We start from the raw sequence: 17,378 nt of genomic DNA on the forward strand, positions 1-17,378 counted from the left end.
AATGAAACAACGGCAGACATTGCACGACTGTCGTCGAGTAGAGGTGGTGACTTGCGGAGTGGCTGCCCGGGGACCGACCGGAGTCGGCTCTCACGCCGGACAACTCGAAGGATGTTACGGATCGCGGCGGCGCGTGTCAACCGGCTGCCGAACGGTCAGGCAAGAGGACAGTGACGCCACTCTTGGACATGCCCCGGCCCCCTGGCTCAGAGGCGACCTGCTCCGGCCCCGGTGCCTGAGACGGGCAGACGTTCGCCGACGAGCGCCCATGACGGCCGCCCCGGCACCACTGTTTCGAGAAACGGCCGACGGCGAGGTCGGCGGGCCCCGAGGTCGCGCCGCAGCGCTGTCGACGCGTCAGGAGAGCCAGTCGGCGTAGCGGGTGGGGGCGAGGTGGGCGCTCCGGTCGGTCAGGACGTCGCCTTTGACCACGGCGAACATGCCGGCGGTGGGGTCGGTGACGACAGTGCGCGGATCGCCCCTGTGGGAGAGGGTGATCCTGCCCAGCTCGTCCAGCGCGAAGACCTGGGGGCCGCCGATCGCGCGGACGCCGTTCAGCGGGGCGCCCGCGGCGACCTCGGCCACCGCCTCGGCGACGTCCGCTGCGGCGATCGGCTGGACCGGCGTGGCGGGCAGCCGAACCGTGTCGCCATCGGCCGTCCAGGAGATGACGGCGTCCATGAACTCCATGAACTGCGTCGCGCGCACGATCGAGTACGGGATCGGACCGGCCCGCAGGATCTGCTCCTGGAGGACCTTGGCCCGGTAGTAGTCCAGCTCCGGCACCTGGTCCACGCCGACGATGGACAGGATGACGACGTGGCCGACGCCCGCCCTGTCGGCCGCGCTCACCAGGTTGTCCATCGAGTTGCGGAAGAAGGCCTGGGAAGCGTCGTCGAAGGTCGGGGAGTTCGTCAGGTTGACCATGACCTCGGCGCCCGCCAGCGCCTCGTCCAGCCCCTCGCCGCTGATGACGTCGACCCCGGTCGACTGGGAGTGCGGCACCGCCTCGTGTCCGGCGGCCCGCAGCTTGGTGACGACCTGCGATCCGATCAGCCCCGTGCCACCGATCACCGCGATCTTCATGACATGCCTTTCGTCCGGACCATGTGCGGGGTTTCCAGGGCCTGCCGACGGCACAGTCAGATGCCGGCGAGGAAGGCACGGCCGACGGGCCGCACGATCTCGCCCACGCGATACGTCCGCTCGCCGCTTGCGCTCATGCACCACCTATAGGGGCCCGGCCCCCACGTCGCTCCCTGGGAGGGCGCGGACGGGTGACCCGGCACCCGGGCGGCGGCGACGGGCGGTCCGGCTGCGCGGCACCCGCCGCACCGTCGCCCGGTCGGCGCCGGCGCGCGCGGAACGGGAACCCGCGTGCGCTGCCGACACGGCAGGCGACCGACGGCAGGGGCTACAGGGGCGGGCGTCCGGTGAGGGAGCCGCCGGGGTCGTCGGCCAGGGCGAGACGGGCGATGACGCGCTTGCCGACCGGCTCCCGCCGGACCTCGAAACCCTGGGCGACGGCCATCACGATCTCCAGGCCGTGCTGCCCGACCCGGTCGGCGTCCGCGGCCCGGGCGACCGGCAGCACCGGATCGGAGTCCCACACCGAGACCTCCACGACGCCACCGATGACGCTCAGATCCATCAGAGCCGGCCCGGGGGCGTACTTACGGGCGTTGGTGACCAGCTCACTGACCACCAACTGCGTCAGATCCATCGCCCGCCGGGAGACGGGCAGACCGTGCTCCGCCTGCACACGGACCAGGAAGGCGGCGGCCAGGTCGCGGGCGTGGGCGATGTCGGCGCCGCCCCCGGCCAACGCGACCGTGGTGCGCACGTGCTGCTCCCTTGGCGCGACGTCGTCCTCGCCCACGGGCACTGATTCCACTGCTGCCGCCTTCACTACCCCGTTCACCACCCCGCGCGTACGCCCGCTCGCGGGGTGAACGACTCCCCCCACCGGCTGCCCGCGCCCTGCGGGGCGACACCGCGAGCCAGGGTCTCGACGTGCCAGTATCCCCCATACGGCGGAAGAAGCTGCGGCAGACGTGCGACCAGCCCGGCAAGCACAGCGGCCCACGCCGGGCTGTAGGCGGGCCCTACCACCCCCGACGACGTCCACGTCCTGCCGTCGGCGGGGAGATCGATCCGCCATCGCACCGGCGGGACGGTCCGCCGGTTCCTGATGTCTCCGACACCGACCGTGCCCGCGCGGCGGCCGGCTCGCCCCCCGGGGTCGGGGGCGAGGACGTGACCTGGAGGTCGCGCGGGTTCCTGGCGCGCGTGTCCGTCCCGCCCCCGACTGCGACGCACCTACCCGGTTTTCGCTTTGGGACGCCTTCGCCCGATGCGTCCCTCCGCTGCCCGGAGCACGCCCGTAGGGCCCGGCCGGGATTCCGGCCGGGCCCTACGGGAGAGGGTTGGTGTCAGGTCACCATCGGTACCAGCGGCCGCGGCCGCCGCCCGCGTCGGTGGAGCGCACGACGAAGCCGAGCAGCCACACCACCAGGACGACCAGCGCCACCCACCACAGGATCTTGAGTGCGAAACCCGCGCCGAAAAGGATGAGCGCGAGAAGCAGTACCAGCAAAAGGGGAACCATTGTCATCGACCTCCTGACCTGCCGTCTGCCCCGCATCACCCCGTGCATTCCTGGGCTGTTGCTTCGTTTGTGTCGGGGAGCCCGGGGCACAAGCCGGTCACCGCGACAGCGAACGAATGATCCAGGGAGGCTCCCTTTCATGAGTGCCGACGAAAAGGCGAAGGCGAAGACCGAGCAGGCCAAGGGCAAGGCCAAGGGAGCCGTGGGCAGCGCTCTCGGCAACGACCGGATGGCCGCGCAGGGTCAGGCCGAGAAGAGCGCGGGGGATGCCCGCGAGGCCAAGGAAAAGGCCAAGGACGCCTTCAAGCACTGACGTTCTCGCCTTTTCGCGCGTTTCCTCAGAAAAGGGGCCCCCTGGCAAGGTGGCCCCTTTCTGGCATTCTCGTTGACCGGCCTCCGAGCGCCTCAGTCCCGTGCGGGCAGGTCGTCCGAATCATCGCGGTCCGGCCCGCGGACAGTGGCCAGAGCGGTGAAGCCCGAGATCTCGAGGACCGGCGCCAGGAGGGGGGAGGCGATCACCTCGAGTCTGTCGGCATGGGAGAACAGCACACTCAGCCCCGCGCTGTCGAGGTATTCCACCTCGGTCAGGTCCAGGACCAGTGGGCCGGACGTGTCGTCGAGTGCCTGGGCCAGGGCACCGATGTTGCTCATGTCGATCTCCCCGACGGCCGCCAGGCGAGAACGACCGTCGGCGCGCCGACCAGCTGTGAGGGTGAGCGGAGTGGTCATCAGGCAATCCTCATGTGCATGTCGACGGTGGTTCCGGACGGGCCAGGAGTGATGGTGACCTGCTGCATCAGGGCACGCATCAGGGCGACACCGCGACCGCGGTGGGCATTGAGTTCGGGTTGTGGGGCCTTCCACCGGCCGGAGTCGGCGATGGTCAGGCGCACATCGTCGACGAGAGCCTCGGCCCGCAGTCGCACACTCTCGCCGGGCGCATGGCGATGTCCGTGCTCGATGGCATTGGCGCATGCCTCGCCCGCGGCGACCAGGATGTTCTGCACGGCTCCGGGCGGCAGGTCGCACTGGCCGAGCCAACTGCGCAGCGCCTTGCGGACGGGCGCGAGCTGGGAGGATTCGGCCGGGAACGTCATGTCCAGCGGGGCCGGGTGGCGGTACAGGAGCAGTGCGACGTCGTCGTCGTAGCCGTCCGCCGGGGCCAGGCGGTCCATGACCTGGGTGGCGAGGTCGTCCACCGCGGTGTCCCGGCCGGCCTGGACCGCTTCGCTGGCCTGGCCGATGCCCGCGTACAGGGAGTGGCGGCGGCGCTCGACCAGTCCGTCGGTGTACAGCAGCAGGGTCGCCCGGGCCGGGAGCACACGGTCCGCTTCGGGGCGCGTCGTGCCGGGACGCACCGCCAGCGGGGTCGACCGCCCGTCTTCCAGGAGGTGGGTGGCTCCGTCGGCGTGGGTGAGGATGCCGGGCGGATGTCCGGCACTGGAGTAGATCAGGCGGCCGCTCTCCGGGTCGAGGACACCGCAGAAGACGGTGGTGCAGGAAGCGCCGGGGATACCGGCCGCGAAGTGGTCCAACGCCATGAGCGTCTGCGCGGGGCTGGCGTCCTGCAGCAGCAACGCCCGGCACGCGCTGCGCAGTTGTCCCATGACGGTGGCCGCCTCCAGCCCGCGGCCGACGCAGTCGCCCACGACGATGCCGATGCGGCCGTCGGGCAGGATGATCGTGTCGTACCAGTCGCCGCCGACCTCCAGCGGCTGGGTGGCCGGCTCGTAGCGGACGGCGAAGCCGTCCGGAAGCCGTGAGGGGCCGAGGATGGCGCGTTGCAGGGCGAGGGCGGTCTCACGCTGCTGGTCGATCTGGTGGGCGCGGGACAGGCCCTGGGCCAGGTGGCCGGCCAGCAACGACAGCAGGAGCTCGTCCTCGCCGGTGAAGGGGCGGTTGTCTCCGAGGTCGATCCACAGGGCGAGAGGTCCCTGCGGGTGCTCCAGCACGATGCCGGCGCCGGTGTGATCGGCGACCGGGGTGAGCGGGGGCTGGTCGCGCAGGCGGGTGAGCGACTGGCGCCGGTCCGCCGTCAGGTCCTGCCAGGAGGAGGTGTCGGTGGCGGTGATCGTCGGCGTGCTGCCGTGCCGGAAGACGGCCGCCAGGACGCACCGGGCGCGCCAGAGGGCCTTGAGTTCGCCCAGAGCGGTGGAGAGCGCCTCCGGCAGGCTGGTGGCCTGGGACAGGCTGGTGGTCAGCGCGGCCAGGGCGCTCTCGCGCTGGATGACGTAGTGCTCGGCGGTGACGTCGCGGAAGGTGCCGACCGTGACGGCGCGGCCGCTGTCGGGGTCCTGGGCCTGGGCGAAGGTGGCGGTCACCCAGAGTCGGTGCCCGTCCTGGTGCTTGACGGGGATGGTGTAGGACCCCTTCGCGGAGCCCAGCAGCTGGTCGAACGCCTCGTCCACCAGCCGGCGGGCCTCGGGGTCGGTCTCCGCGTCGGGCCACCACGGGTGGATCGGTGCGTAGGGCAGTCCCTCGGGTCCGTAGCCGAGGATGTCGGTGAACGCCGCGTTCGTCTCGATGACCGCGCCGGTCTCGTCGCAGACGAAGAACGCCTCCTGGAGTGAGTCCACCAACGCGGTGCGCCAGCGCGCGTGGTGACCGCGCAGCCTGGCCAGCTCCACGTTGGCGCGCACGCGGGCGAGGAGTTCGGCCGCGGCGAACGGCTTGACGAGGTAGTCGTCGGCGCCGGCCCTCAGGCCCTCGATCGAGGCCTCCTGTCCGGCCCGGGCCGACAGCAGCAGCACCGGCACCGAGGCGGTCCGCGAATCGCCGCGCAGGGCCGCCACCAGTTGCAGGCCGTCGAGGCGCGGCATCATCACGTCGCTCACCACCAGGTCGGGCGCGCTCCGGCGGACGTGGTCCAGGGCCTGCCGACCGTCGGCGACGGCATCGACCTCGTAGCCGGCCCCGGTCAGGATGCGGGTGAGGTACTCACGCATGTCGGCGTTGTCGTCGGCGACCAGCACCCGTGTGCGGGCGGCGGGACCGACCGGCAGAGGGGCCGCGGCGTCCCCGGCCGGTTCGGTCACGGTGTTCTCGATCACGGCCCCGGCGGTGTCGGAGGGCAGCCAGCGCATCGCCTCCTGGAGGTAGGGATCAGCGGTGGTGCTCACGGTGGCGCCGGTGGCCTCCGAGGCCACCGACTCGGCCGGCAGGTGTGCGGTGCCGAAGGGCAGGCGGACAGTGAAACACGTGCCCTCGCCCTCGGTGCTGTCCGCGGTGATGGCGCCGCCGTGCAGGCCGACCAGTTCGCGCACGAGCGCCAGTCCGATACCGCTGCCCTCGTTGGAGCGGGAGCGGGCGTTCTCGATGCGGTGGAACCGCTCGAACAGCCGGGGCAGCTCGGCCCGGGGCACGCCGATGCCGGTGTCGGCGACCGTGACCACCGCATGGCCGTCCTCCTCGCCGACGGTGACGCGGACCGAGCCCTCGAAGGTGAACTTCAGCGCGTTGCTGAGCAGGTTGAGGATCACCTTCTCCCACATGCCGCGGTCGATGTGCACCGGCTGGTCCAACCGTGCGCAGACGACGTGGAAGTCCAGGCCGGCCTTGTCGATCGCGGAACGGAAGACACTGGCCAGCTCACCGGTGACCGTCGCCAGGTCGACCGGTTCGTAGCGGGCCTGCATCCGGCCTGCTTCGATGCGGGAGAAGTCCAGCAGCGTGTTGACCAGCTTGCCCAGGCGCAGTCCGTTGCGATAGATGACGTCCAGCTCTTGGCGGATGTGGGGGTCCGCCGGCTCCAGCCGGGTGCGCAGTTCCTCGACCGGCCCCATGATCAGGGTGAGGGGCGTACGGAACTCGTGGCTGATGTTGGAGAAGAAGGTGGTCTTCGCCCTGTCCAGTTCGGCGAGTTCCTCCGCTCGCCGCTGCTGTGTCTGGTAACTGCGGGCGGAGGCGATGCCGTTGGCGAGGTGACCGGCGGCCAGCTCGAGGAAGCCCCGGTAGCCGTCGTCCAGGGTCCGGTACCGGTTCAGAGCGGCCACCAGGAAGCCGTACGGCGTGTCGCCCTGCTGCAGCAGCGGCACCAGCAGCGCATGCGTGGGCGGCTCCTCCCAGTCACCGGCCGGCAGACCGGTGAACGGGGCGCCGTCGAGGCGGACGAGCGTCGTCTCGGCGCGGGACAGCGCCGACGCCGGCCAGACCGCGTCCGGGTCGTCGAACGCCACGGTGGCCGGAGCCGCGGGATGCCCCTCGGGCAGGCCCGTCGTGGCCGCCAACCGGGCCCCGCCGCCCGCCTCCAGCAGATACGTCAGTGTGAAGGGGAGATCGCGCCGGTTGCGGCTCAGCTGCTGCCCCGCGAACGAGAGCATCTCCTGTTCGGTGCGGATGACACTCGGATCGGAGCCGAGATCGCGCAGAGTGGTCATGCGACGCTCGCCGATGACACTATCGGTCACCTCGCTGACCACGCAGAGCATGCCCACCACGTGACCGGCGTCGTCGCGCAGCGGGCTGTAGGAGAAGGTGTGATAGCTCTCCTCCCGGTAGCCGGAACGCTCCAGGAGCAGCAGCAGCGCCTCGTCCCAGGTCGCCTGTCCGGTCCTGAGCACGGTGTCGATCCGGGGCCCGATGTCGTCCCAGATCTCCGCCCACACCTCGCCGGCCGGGCGGCCCAGCGCCCACGGGTACTTCTGGCCGAGCGTGTCGCGGCGGTAGGCGGCGTTGCAGAAGAACGTCAGCTCCGGTCCCCACGCCATCCACATCGGAAAGCGCGACGACAGCAGGATGCTCACCGCTGTCCGCAGACTCTGCGGCCAGGTGGACGGCGGACCCGGCGGCGTCGCCGCCCAGTCCACCGCGGCGAGGTCACGGCCCACGTCGGGATCGGCCGCGAACACGTTGTCCGCCGTTCCCGAAGGTTGTTGCTCAGCGCTCTCGGGCCGTGCCACGCGACACTCCTTCGTTCGTCTCCGGCCGGTCCTGCTCCGGTCGCCGCTCACGCCGCCGTCCCGCGTCCACGCACGGTTTCCCTCGCGGGAGGACTCGAACCACCCCCACGCGACCACCGCGCCGCCGTGCCGGGTCCGGGACGATGCCGTATGAAGGACAGGGATCCGAACTTCCCCTGCCGCGAGTCCTGGTGCCGCTCTCCACGGAGACGATGCGACTCCGTAGGATAAACCAGCTGATCAGTGAGCTCGACCGGACCAGCACAGCCAGCACCGTGCGCCACCGCCCTGGCGCGCCGACGCTTCGTGGAATGCCGCGGGACAGGGAGCCAAGTGACCGACACAGAACGCACTCTCACCGTCACCTCACAGCCCCGCCGCCCCGGCCTCGTGGTGCTGCGTGTCGCCGGTGAGCTGGACCACCACACCGCCCCGTCACTGCGACAGGCGATCGACGAGTTCCCCTTCGACGAGTCCGGCCTGATCCTCGACGTGTCGGATCTGCTCTACTGCGACTCCACCGGCCTGACCGTGTTCGTCCTGGCCCGTCACCGGGCGGAGGCCGCCGGCTCCGTGCTCGCGATCGCCGGACTGCGCGACGATCTCCGGCGCGTGTTCGACATCACAGGGCTCGACCAGTTCTTCACCCTTCATCCGAGCACCGAGCAGGCCGTCGCCTCCGTGTCCGAGTAGGGCACGCTCCTGAGCGCGGCGAGGGGCGCGAGCACGTCCGTGACGGCCGAGAGGGGGGCGGCGGGGGCGACGCCTTTCCCGGCAGTGGCAGGATGGTCGTCATGGATGTTCGGCGCAGGAACAACGTCGTGGTCACGGGCCGTCCGGACGGGCCGGTGGTGATGCTCGCACACGGTTTCGGCTGTGATCAGAACATGTGGCGTCTGACGGTGCCCGCGCTGGCCGACCGCTACCGGGTGATCCTCTTCGACTACGTGGGCTCGGGCCGTTCGGATCTGTCGGCGTGGACCCCGGAGCGCTACTCCGATCTGCGGGGGTACGCCCAGGACGTGGTCGACATCTGCGACGACCTGGATCTGACCGGCGTGGCGTTCGTCGGGCACTCGGTGAGCGCCATGATCGGTGTGCTGGCCGCCGATCAGGCTCCGGAGCGTATCGGCTCGCTGGTGATGGTCGCCCCCTCCCCGTGCTACATCGACCGCGACGGATACCGGGGCGGGTTCAGCGCGGAGGACATCGACGAGCTGCTGGCGTCGCTCGAGTCGAACTACCTGGGCTGGTCGGCGGCCATGGCGCCGGTGATCATGGGCAATCCGGAGCGGCCGGAGCTGGGCGCGGAGCTGACGAACAGCTTCTGCGCGACCGACCCCGACATCGCCCGCGTCTTCGCCCGCACCACGTTCCTGTCGGACAGCAGGGACGATCTGGGCAAGGTGGCCGTCCCCACCCTGGTGCTGGAGTGCTCCCAGGACGTCATCGCGCCGCGCGAGGTCGGCGCGTACGTACACGCCGCCATTCCCTCCTCCCGCCTGGTCACGCTGAACGCCACCGGTCACTGTCCACAGCTGAGCGCCCCGGAGGCCACGTCCCGAGCGATCCTCGACTTCCTCAAGGAACTGCCGTGATGTGCCGGGCCGACGGGTCGCCGGAACCGACCGGGACCGACGGTGACGACGGCACGGACGCGGTGTTCACCGCACTGCTGGAGGACAGCGCGGAGGAGCTGTACGACGCGGCCCCCTGCGGATACCTGTCGACGCTGATGGACGGCACGATAGCCAGGATCAACAACACGCTGCTCCGGTGGCTGGGCCTGGAGCGCGAGGCCGTGGTGGGGCGGACGCGCTTCACCGACCTGCTGACCGTCGGCGGCAAGCTCTACCACGAGACGCACTTCGCACCGCTGCTGCGCATGCGAGGCGAACTGGGCGGCATCGCCCTCGAGATGAAGACCGCCGGCGGTGGCCGGCTGCCGGTGCTGGTCTCCTCCGTCGTCAAACACAGCCGCGACGGCGACCCGTTGCTGATCCGCACCACCGTGTTCGACGCCTCGGACCGGCGCGCGTACGAGGAGGAGCTGCTGCGCCGGCGCCAGGACGCGGAGCAGGCTCACCGGGAGGCCGAGGAGGCCCGTGCGGAGGCGGAAGAGGCCCGTCGGCAGGCCGAGGCCGACCGGGCCCGGCTGGCGGACGCGCTCGCCGTTCTCCAGCAGTCCCTGCTGCCCGACTCCCTGCCCGACGTACCCGGCCTGGAGACGGCCGTCTACTACCACACCGCCTCCCCCGACCGGCTGGGCGGCGACTTCTACGACCTCTTCCCCCTCGGCGGCGACCGGTGGGCGTTCTTCCTCGGGGACGTGTGCGGCAAGGGGCCCCAGGCCGCCGCCCTGACCTCCCTCACCCGCTACACCCTGCGCGCCGCCGCTCTGCACGCCTCGGACCCCGCCGCGGCTCTGACCGCCCTGAACGCCGTCCTGCACGAGAGGTACTCGGGCAGTGGCGACCCCCGCTACTGCACCGTCATCTTCGGCGTCCTCCAGTACGGCACGGGTGGCGGCGTGGACGTGCGTCTCGCCTCCGGGGGTCATCCCCCGGCGCTCGTCCTGCGCGCGGACGGCACGGCCGACTTCCTGCCCACCCCCGGCGGGCTGCTCGTCGGCGTCCTGCCCACCGCCCCCTTCGCCACCGCCCGGACCACACTGCGCCCCGGTGACACGCTCCTGCTGTACACCGACGGCCTGACCGAGGCCCGCACCGGCCCCACCCGCGACAGTCTCTACGGCGACGACGCCCTGCGTGAGTTCGCCGCCGACCACGCCCCCGCCGGTCCCGACCGGGTCATCACGCTGCTGGCAGGACTCCTGGAGGAACTCGGCGACGGCGTCGACGACGACACCGCGCTGCTCGCACTCGGCGTTCCCGCCACCCGTCCTTCCCCCCTTCCTGCCACGAAGCACCCATGATGAGCCCACTGAACATCCTCCGCGAAGACACTCCGGCCGGTCCTGTCCTGCGGGTGATCGGCGAACTCGACTACGACCAGGCCTCCGCCCTGCGCCGGCGGGTGGAAGGCCTGTCCCTGGGTCCGGCCCAGTGCCTGGTCCTGGACCTTTCCGGGATGGAGTACTGCGACTCCACCGGCATCACCGCCCTCCTCGCCGCCCGTCAGCACGCCCAGTCCGCCGGCGCGGACATCGCTCTGGCCGCCGTTCCTCCCGACACCCTGCGCATCCTGACCATCGTCGGCCTCGACCAGATCTTCACCATCCGTCCCGGTACGGGAGCCGACTGACCACGGGCGCGGCACACTGTCCGTCGGCCGCGTCGGCGGCGGCCACCGTTCAGCCGGCGTCCCGCCCGCGGGTGGGGACCGCCGGGTGGAGAGGGCGGGCAGGCGACGGATCAGGTCCGCGAGGGACCAGGAGCCGCCGTGCTCCTGTCCCGCCCGGACGCGCACGGGTCAGCCTCCGGCCGCGGTGCGTCCGGCCGCCCGGCTCGCGCTCTCACCCGGCCGGGCTGTGGGGTGTGACGGGGGCGCCGGTCCCGCGGCCGGTGGCGGTCAGCACCAGGGCCGCCTGATCGTCGTCGACGCCGCGGCCCGCCGTGAAGGAGTGCACCGCCCTGGTCAGCGTGTCGACGATCTCGTGCGCGGCGGGCCGGGGCCGGACGCGGGTGAGGACGTCGGCGAGGCGTTCCTCGCCGAACTCCGCGCCGTCCCGGTCGCGTGCCTCGATGATGCCGTCCGTGTACAGGAGCAGACTCTCCCGCGGAGCCAGATGCAGCCGGTGGGGGGAGACCCGGCAGTCGCCGGACACGCCGAGCAGCAGGCCGCTCGCCTCGACGGCGCGGACGGTCCGCTGCGGACCGAGGACCAGGGGAAGCGTGTGGCCGGCACGCACGAGCTCGATCTCCAGCCCCTCTCGGTCCGGGGTGAGGTGGCCGTAGACGAGCGTGACGAATCCCGTGCCGTGGCTGGGAGGGCGGTCGAGCAGCGCCTTGTTGACGGCCCTCACCACCGCGCCCGGTCCGGACAGGAGGGGCGCGATGGCGCGCGCGGTGTGCCGGACCAGAGCCGTGGTGGTGGCCGCGATGGGTCCACGCCCGCAGACGTCGCCCAGCATGAAGGCCCACTTGCCGTCCTCCAGTGGGAAGACGTCGTAGAAGTCGCCACCGATGTCCAGTCCCTCACCCGCCGGGTGGTAGTGGGCCGCGATGTCGACGCCGGGTATGGCGGGCAGATCGGGCAGCAGCAGGCCGGCCTGCAGATCCTTGGCCAGAGTGACGCGCTGGGTGTACTGGCGGGCGTTGCGGGCGGCGGAGGCGGCACGGCGGGCCAGTTCCTCGGCCAGGGCGACACTGTGGCCGTCGAACACGCGCTCGTCGGCGCTCAGCAGTGTGAGGGCGCCGAACGCCCTTCCGCGCTCCGACAGGGGCGCGCACAGGTAGCCGGTGACCTCCAGCTCGGGCCAGGGGCCCGGGCCGGTCGGGGGGCGGCGGGCCACCTCGGTGGCGCCGGACGCCAGCACCCGGGCCACGGCATCGTCGGCCGCGCCGCAGTCGGGGACATGGGAGGAGAGCAGCTCGCGCCGGTCGGGAGTGGAAGCGGCGACGGCGACGCGCCGCACCCGACCGCAGTCGATGACGTCTATGGCACACAGCGGTGCCAGCGCCGGGACACAGGCGTCGGCCACCCGCTGGAGCGTCTGGTCGTAGTCGAGGTCGGAGGCCAGGGCGGTGCTGGCGTCGAGGAGGAAGGCCAGGTCGTCACGGGCCGCCCGGGCGCGCGCCTCCGCGGCCAGACGTCCCTGCTCCGCTCTGTGCCGCTCGATGGCCAGGGCGGCGGTTCCGGCGAAGAGGCGCGCGAGCGCGAGATCGCTCGCCTGCGGTGCGCGCGGCGTTCGGTGGTACATGGCGAAGGTGCCCAGGAGACTGCCGTCACGCGCCAGGACAGGGGTCGACCAGCAGGCGCCGAGACCGGCCTTCTCGGCCAGGTGCCGGAAGTCGTCCCAGAAGGGATCGGAGGCGATGTCCGTGACAACGACCATCTCCCGCCGGTGCGCGGCGGTGCCGCAGGATCCCACCCCCTCGCCGGTCGCGATGCCGTCGATGGCCTCGTTGTAGAAGTCGGGCAGGCTCGGTGCCGCCCCGTGACGCAGGTGTCGTCCGTCCTCGTCCGCCAGGAGCACCGACACCAGCATCTGCTCCGGCGCGAGGGTCTCGATGGTGCGCGCCATGCCCTCCAGCACGTCCTCGAGAGGCGCCTGGCGGGCGATCTGCTCCAGCAGGGCCCGGTGTTCGGCCATCAACCGCTGGGCATGCTTGACGTGGGTGGTCTCCACTCCGATCACCCGCACCCCCGTCACGTTGCCGCCGGCGTCCTTGCGAGGCTCATAGGTGAGGTCGAAATAGGCCTCCCGGGCGTCGGCGCCGTCGCCCAGCAGCACGCGGGCGTCCCGGTCGGAGTAGGCCTCACCGGTGCGATAGACCCGGTCGAGCAGCGCGATGAAGCCCTGAGCGGCCAGTTCCGGCACCAGTTCCGCGAGCGGCATCCCGAGACGGCGTCTGCCGTCGCCGCCGATCGCCGAGAAGAACGCCGCGTTGGCTGCCTCCAGCATGTGGGCCGGCCCTGCCAGTGAGGCGAAAGCGGCCGTCGACTGTCCGAACAACGCGCGCAGATCGTCCTCCGCCCCGCTGTCGGCGACGAGGCTGAGCCTCGTGGACTCGGCGGTCCTCTCCTCCGGTGCGCCCGTCATCCCCGGCCTTCGTTCGCTGTGCCGCCGGCTGCTCCGCACAGGCCGGCCGTGACGCGCCGCCCACGAAGCGACGCACCCTCGCGATCGGCCACCGGCGACACAACTGCCTCCCGAGCGGCCGAAGTTCCGACCCTCACCGGGAACACCGGACTCCTCCCCTACTGCTCCAGATTCTCATGGCGGGGCCCGGTCCGGGAAACCCGGCGAACCAGAGCGGTCCTGAATCCGCGTGACACACGGCACACCGGCCGCGGGCTCGTCGGGGCGGTCGGTCGGCGTACACGCAGTGCTCCCTCGTCCGCCACGGTGAGCCGTCGGCGCGTCCCGCAGGCCGAGGGCGCGCCGCGACGGGCGCGGCCCGCCCACGGGCTCAGTCGGTGCTCAGCATGCCCTCCCGCAGGCGGGCGAGCATGCGGCTGATCAGGCGGGACACATGCATCTGTGAGATGCCCAGGCGTTCGCCGATCTCCTTCTGGGTGAGTTCCTCGACGAACCTCCAGTGGATGATCTGCCGGTCGCGTGCGTCGAGTTCGGCGACCATCGGAGCGAGGGCGTGGAAGTCCTCGACCAGGCCGAGGGCGGCGTCGTCGTCGCCGATGAAGTCCGCCAGGGCCGCTTCGCCCTCCTCGCCGCCGCTGAGGGCGGCGTCCAGGGAAGCCGACCGGTAACCGTTGGACGCCAGGCGGGCCTCGACGACCTCGTCCTCCGGCAGACTCATCAGCTGGGACAGTTCCCCGACCGTCGGGGTCCGCCCCAGGCGGCTGCTCAACTCCTCGGTGGCGCGGGCCAGGTGCACACGCGCTTCCTGCAGTCGACGGGGCACATGGACGGCCCAGGACGTGTCACGGAAGAACCTCTTGATCTCCCCGACGATGTACGGCACGGCGAACGAGGTGAACTCCACCTCACGGGACAGTTCGAACCGGTCGATGGCCTTGATCAAGCCGATCATGCCGACCTGGACGATGTCCTCCATCTCCTCGGGTCCGCGACTGCGGAACCGTCCGGCCGCGAAGCGGACCAGGGACATGTTCATCTCGATCAGCGTGTTGCGCGCGTACTGATACTCGGCTGTGCCCTCCTCCAGCACCGCGAGCCGGTCGAAGAACAGCTTCGACAGCTCCCTCGCGTCCTTCGGCGCCACCTTGGACGGATCCGCGATCCGCGGCATGCCCGGCATGCGCTCGACACCCTGCACGGTCATCGCCGTCATGATCTTCCCTCCCGGTCGATCGGCCCCGCTTCTGCCTGTCCATGGGCCGTCGCCGCTGCCGTATACCCGTCTTCCCGGTACGCATCCCTCGGTTCACCACAGGTTCCTGGGCCGGGCGCCACGGCCGACGGGGAACCGAACATGTTCGCGCCGCCCCCTCGGCGACCGCGCGGCGGGAGTCAGCCGGCCACGGCGGCCGTCGCGCGGTTGGGGGCGGCCCTGTGCGGCGTCGGTCAGGCGGGGGGTGAGTAGGTCAACGGTTCGAGGGGCGTCCGTGTCCCGGACGGGTTCGGGTGCTCACCGGGTGTCGGGCTGCGGGAGTTCGGCCGCCCGCCGGACCAGCACGCGGGTGATCTCGCCGTCGTCCTCCGGGATGTCCCTGAGGTGGGTGAAGCCGAGCCGGGCCAGCACGCCGAGGGACGCCTCGTTGGGGGCGGCGACGGTGGCGTGGACCTCGGTCAGGCCGAGGGGGCCGAAGCCGTAGGAGATCAGCGCCTCCGCCAGTTCGGTGCCCAGACCGGAACCCCATGCCGAGGGCGCCAGGGCGTAGATGATCTCGTGACCGTCGACGGTGTCCGTCCGCTTGATCTCGGCGTGCCCGATCAGGGCGCCGTCACGGCGGACCGCCCAGACGTCGAACAGGTCGTTCGCGTAGACCTTGGAGAACACCCGCCCGAACAGAGCCCGGTCGTCCGCCTCGGACGCGGGGCCGTCGCCCATCCACCGCGACACCCGTTCGTCCTGGAACAGGGTGACGAAGTCCTCCTCGTCCTCGGGGACGTAGGGGGTGAGCAGCAGTCGCTCGGTCCGCAAGGGTGGGCTGGTCATGGCGTGACCGTAGTCGTGGGGGCGGGGGACGGCAATCGGGTTTCGGGCGGCCGCATCCTGAATTGATCATCACGAAAATCGCTGTCACCAGGAAAGAAGAGACGTGAGTGGTTGTCGGGGACTTGGTTGTCGAAGGTGCAACCGTCCAACCACTCACGCAACTTGAGCACAAATTACACACGCCCCCTCTTCATATCGGTTCCGATGGTCTAGATTGACCATGCTTCAGCTGTTCGGACACCAGACGAACGACAAATGATCTATAGGTCCGGCGCTACGGAAAGCCGGCAGTCGCGCCCCCGGCGCCGGACGTGGGGGTGAGCGACCGACGGAGCCCGAAGGGGCCTTCGAGTGCGGGGAGCACCCGAGGTTTCGACGGGTTCCGGCATGGCTCGGGCGTCTGGCAGGACATGCGCGTCCGGTGCCGCGAGGGTGGGTTCTTCGAGCGGCTCCGGAGAAGTCCGAAGTGCCGTGCGCGGGGAGGCGGGGGCCTTTCCGGGGGAGGAGCGGTGCGGGAGGCGGGGGCCTCCCGAGGGGGAGGAACAGTGTTAGGCGAACACGTCGAATCACTGGGAACCTGGGGGGTTCTGTGCGGCAAGGGGATGTGGTCAGCCCGTTTCCGTCGGCGCGTGGAAGTCTGGCGAGCGGGGCGATCAGCCGGCCCGCGATCGACTGGGAGCAGCGGTACCGCCGTACCGTGATCATCAGTGACGCCGTGGCCACCGCCGTCGTCGTGGCGGGGATCGGCAATTTCTTCGGGGCCCGGGACGCGGCCAACTGGCACGAGAAATGGGGAATTCTCGCTTTCGGCACCGAACTGCTGGTGCTGGGGTCGCTCGCGGTGAGCCGTTCTTGGGCTCCGGCCGTGCTCGGCCAGGGCGCGGAGGAATTCCGACGGCTCGGACGCTCGCTGTTCGCGGCGACCGTCGTACTGGCGCTGGGCGGAATCGCCCTCACCTCGCGCAACATCAAACTCTGGATCTTCGTCGCGATTCCCGCGATCGCTCTTGTCACCATGACCGCGCGGTATCTGCTGCGCCTGTGGCTGCACAAACAGCGCAAGGACGGCCGGTGCCTGAGAGCGGTGCTCGCCGCCGGGAGTCCGGCCACCCTGCGCGATCTGATCACCCGGACCCGGAAGTTCCCGCACCTGGGATGGCGGGTGGACGCGGTGTGCACGACGGACGGTCCCGGGCTCGGCGGCGGCCGGCTGGACGGGGTGCCGGTCGTCGGCCGACTGGCCGACGTCGCGGGCCACGTGCGCCGCGACGGCTACCGTGTCGTCGCGGTCACACCGGACCCGCACTGGTCACCGGACCGGCTGCAGCGGCTGGCCTGGAACCTCGAGGGCAGTGACGCCGAGATGGTCGTGGCCCCGGTGCTGATGGAGGTGGCCGGGCCGCGGCTGCACATCGACGCCGTGCTCGGGATCCCGCTGCTGCGGGTGAGCATGCCGGCCTTCACCGGCGGCCGCCGGGCGGTCAAAGGGGTCGTCGACCGGTTGGGCGCGGCGGTGCTCCTGGTGCTGTTCGCGCCGCTGATGGTGTTCGTCGCGCTGCTCGTGATGGCGGACAGCCGGGGCGGGGCCTTCTACCGCCAGCGCAGGGTGGGCAAGGACGGCCGCGAGTTCACCATTCTCAAGTTCCGCACCATGGTCGTCGGGGCCCACCGGGCGCGTGCCGCGCTGGCCGACCGCAACGAGGGCGCCGGCCTGCTGTTCAAACTGCGCCGTGATCCCCGGGTGACCCGGGTGGGAGCGGTGCTGCGCCGTTACTCGGTCGACGAGCTCCCGCAGCTTCTGAACGTGCTCACCGGATCGATGTCGCTCGTCGGTCCACGGCCTCCGCTGCCGGAGGAGTCCGCCGCGTACGGCCCGGACATCCGGCGGCGGCTGCTGGTCAAGCCGGGGCTCACCGGCCTGTGGCAGATCAGCGGACGCAGCGACCTGTCGTGGGAGGAGGCGGTCCGGCTGGATCTGCGGTACGTGGAGGACTGGTCGCTCGCCCTGGACACGGTGATCTTGTGGAAGACGCTGCGTGCGGTGCTCCACGGGCAGGGGGCCTACTGATGCGCGGGGGACGTCGTCGGGCCGGTACGCGGACCGCG

14 protein-coding genes are annotated in these 17,378 nt (G+C 71.2%); 6 read left to right on the forward strand and 8 right to left on the reverse strand.

Annotated features, from left to right (window positions below; genetic code table 11):
* Window positions 1–357: 357 nt before the first annotated feature.
* The 3 genes from ACH5A8_RS31520 to ACH5A8_RS31530 form a co-directional block, all read right to left on the reverse strand.
* The gene (locus tag ACH5A8_RS31520) at window positions 358–1,086 is read right to left on the reverse strand and encodes an SDR family oxidoreductase (protein ID WP_399007409.1); all 729 of its coding nucleotides are present in this window, start codon (window positions 1,084–1,086) and stop codon (window positions 358–360) included.
* Window positions 1,087–1,414: 328 nt separating this feature from the next.
* Window positions 1,415–1,894: an ATP-binding protein gene (locus ACH5A8_RS31525; RefSeq protein WP_399007410.1), complete on the reverse strand. Its 480-nt coding sequence runs from the start codon at window positions 1,892–1,894 to the stop codon at window positions 1,415–1,417.
* Between the two features lie 543 nt (window positions 1,895–2,437).
* Window positions 2,438–2,608: a hydrophobic protein gene (locus tag ACH5A8_RS31530; protein ID WP_399007411.1), complete on the reverse strand. Its 171-nt coding sequence runs from the start codon at window positions 2,606–2,608 to the stop codon at window positions 2,438–2,440.
* A 139-nt stretch (window positions 2,609–2,747) separates the two neighbouring features.
* Here ACH5A8_RS31530 and ACH5A8_RS31535 point away from each other — a divergent pair, with 139 nt between their 5' ends.
* Entirely contained in the window at window positions 2,748–2,921 is a 174-nt protein-coding gene (locus ACH5A8_RS31535; RefSeq protein ID WP_399007412.1) for a CsbD family protein, read from the forward strand.
* A 92-nt stretch (window positions 2,922–3,013) separates the two neighbouring features.
* Here ACH5A8_RS31535 and ACH5A8_RS31540 read toward each other — a convergent pair whose 3' ends face one another.
* Window positions 3,014–3,337: an STAS domain-containing protein gene (locus ACH5A8_RS31540; protein WP_399007413.1), complete on the reverse strand. Its 324-nt coding sequence runs from the start codon at window positions 3,335–3,337 to the stop codon at window positions 3,014–3,016.
* Complete coding sequence (locus ACH5A8_RS31545; RefSeq protein WP_399007414.1) at window positions 3,337–7,506, reverse strand: SpoIIE family protein phosphatase; 4,170 nt, start codon at window positions 7,504–7,506, stop codon at window positions 3,337–3,339. The genes ACH5A8_RS31540 and ACH5A8_RS31545 overlap by 1 nt, the downstream gene beginning before the upstream one ends.
* Window positions 7,507–7,839: 333 nt before the next feature.
* Here ACH5A8_RS31545 and ACH5A8_RS31550 point away from each other — a divergent pair, with 333 nt between their 5' ends.
* From ACH5A8_RS31550 to ACH5A8_RS31565, 4 genes are all read left to right on the forward strand, one after another.
* Window positions 7,840–8,199, forward strand: a complete 360-nt coding sequence (locus ACH5A8_RS31550; RefSeq protein WP_399007415.1) for an STAS domain-containing protein — start codon at window positions 7,840–7,842, stop codon at window positions 8,197–8,199.
* Window positions 8,200–8,300: 101 nt separating this feature from the next.
* Window positions 8,301–9,104, forward strand: a complete 804-nt coding sequence (locus tag ACH5A8_RS31555; protein WP_399007416.1) for an alpha/beta fold hydrolase — start codon at window positions 8,301–8,303, stop codon at window positions 9,102–9,104.
* The gene (locus tag ACH5A8_RS31560; RefSeq protein WP_399007417.1) at window positions 9,104–10,441 is read left to right on the forward strand and encodes a PP2C family protein-serine/threonine phosphatase; all 1,338 of its coding nucleotides are present in this window, start codon (window positions 9,104–9,106) and stop codon (window positions 10,439–10,441) included. The genes ACH5A8_RS31555 and ACH5A8_RS31560 overlap by 1 nt, the downstream gene beginning before the upstream one ends.
* Window positions 10,441–10,770, forward strand: a complete 330-nt coding sequence (locus ACH5A8_RS31565; protein ID WP_399007541.1) for an STAS domain-containing protein — start codon at window positions 10,441–10,443, stop codon at window positions 10,768–10,770. The genes ACH5A8_RS31560 and ACH5A8_RS31565 overlap by 1 nt, the downstream gene beginning before the upstream one ends.
* A 211-nt stretch (window positions 10,771–10,981) precedes the next feature.
* Here ACH5A8_RS31565 and ACH5A8_RS31570 read toward each other — a convergent pair whose 3' ends face one another.
* The 3 genes from ACH5A8_RS31570 to ACH5A8_RS31580 all read right to left on the reverse strand — a co-directional run bounded on the left by ACH5A8_RS31570 (window position 10,982) and on the right by ACH5A8_RS31580 (window position 15,272).
* Window positions 10,982–13,231, reverse strand: a complete 2,250-nt coding sequence (locus ACH5A8_RS31570) for a SpoIIE family protein phosphatase (protein ID WP_399007418.1) — start codon at window positions 13,229–13,231, stop codon at window positions 10,982–10,984.
* A gap of 370 nt (window positions 13,232–13,601) precedes the next feature.
* Window positions 13,602–14,435 carry an RNA polymerase sigma factor SigF gene (locus tag ACH5A8_RS31575; RefSeq protein WP_399007419.1) on the reverse strand — a complete coding sequence of 278 codons (834 nt, stop codon included), beginning with the start codon at window positions 14,433–14,435 and terminating at the stop codon, window positions 13,602–13,604.
* Between the two features lie 306 nt (window positions 14,436–14,741).
* The gene (locus tag ACH5A8_RS31580) at window positions 14,742–15,272 is read right to left on the reverse strand and encodes a GNAT family N-acetyltransferase (protein WP_399007420.1); all 531 of its coding nucleotides are present in this window, start codon (window positions 15,270–15,272) and stop codon (window positions 14,742–14,744) included.
* Window positions 15,273–15,861: 589 nt separating this feature from the next.
* Between ACH5A8_RS31580 and ACH5A8_RS31585 the strand changes: the two genes are divergently transcribed.
* Window positions 15,862–17,340, forward strand: coding sequence for a sugar transferase (locus ACH5A8_RS31585; protein ID WP_399007421.1), 1,479 nt, complete (start codon window positions 15,862–15,864; stop codon window positions 17,338–17,340).
* Window positions 17,341–17,378 lie beyond the last annotated feature (38 nt).

It is taken from the genome of Streptomyces sp. NPDC018610, assembly GCF_044391765.1.
Taxonomy (GTDB): Bacteria; Actinomycetota; Actinomycetes; order Streptomycetales; family Streptomycetaceae; genus Streptomyces.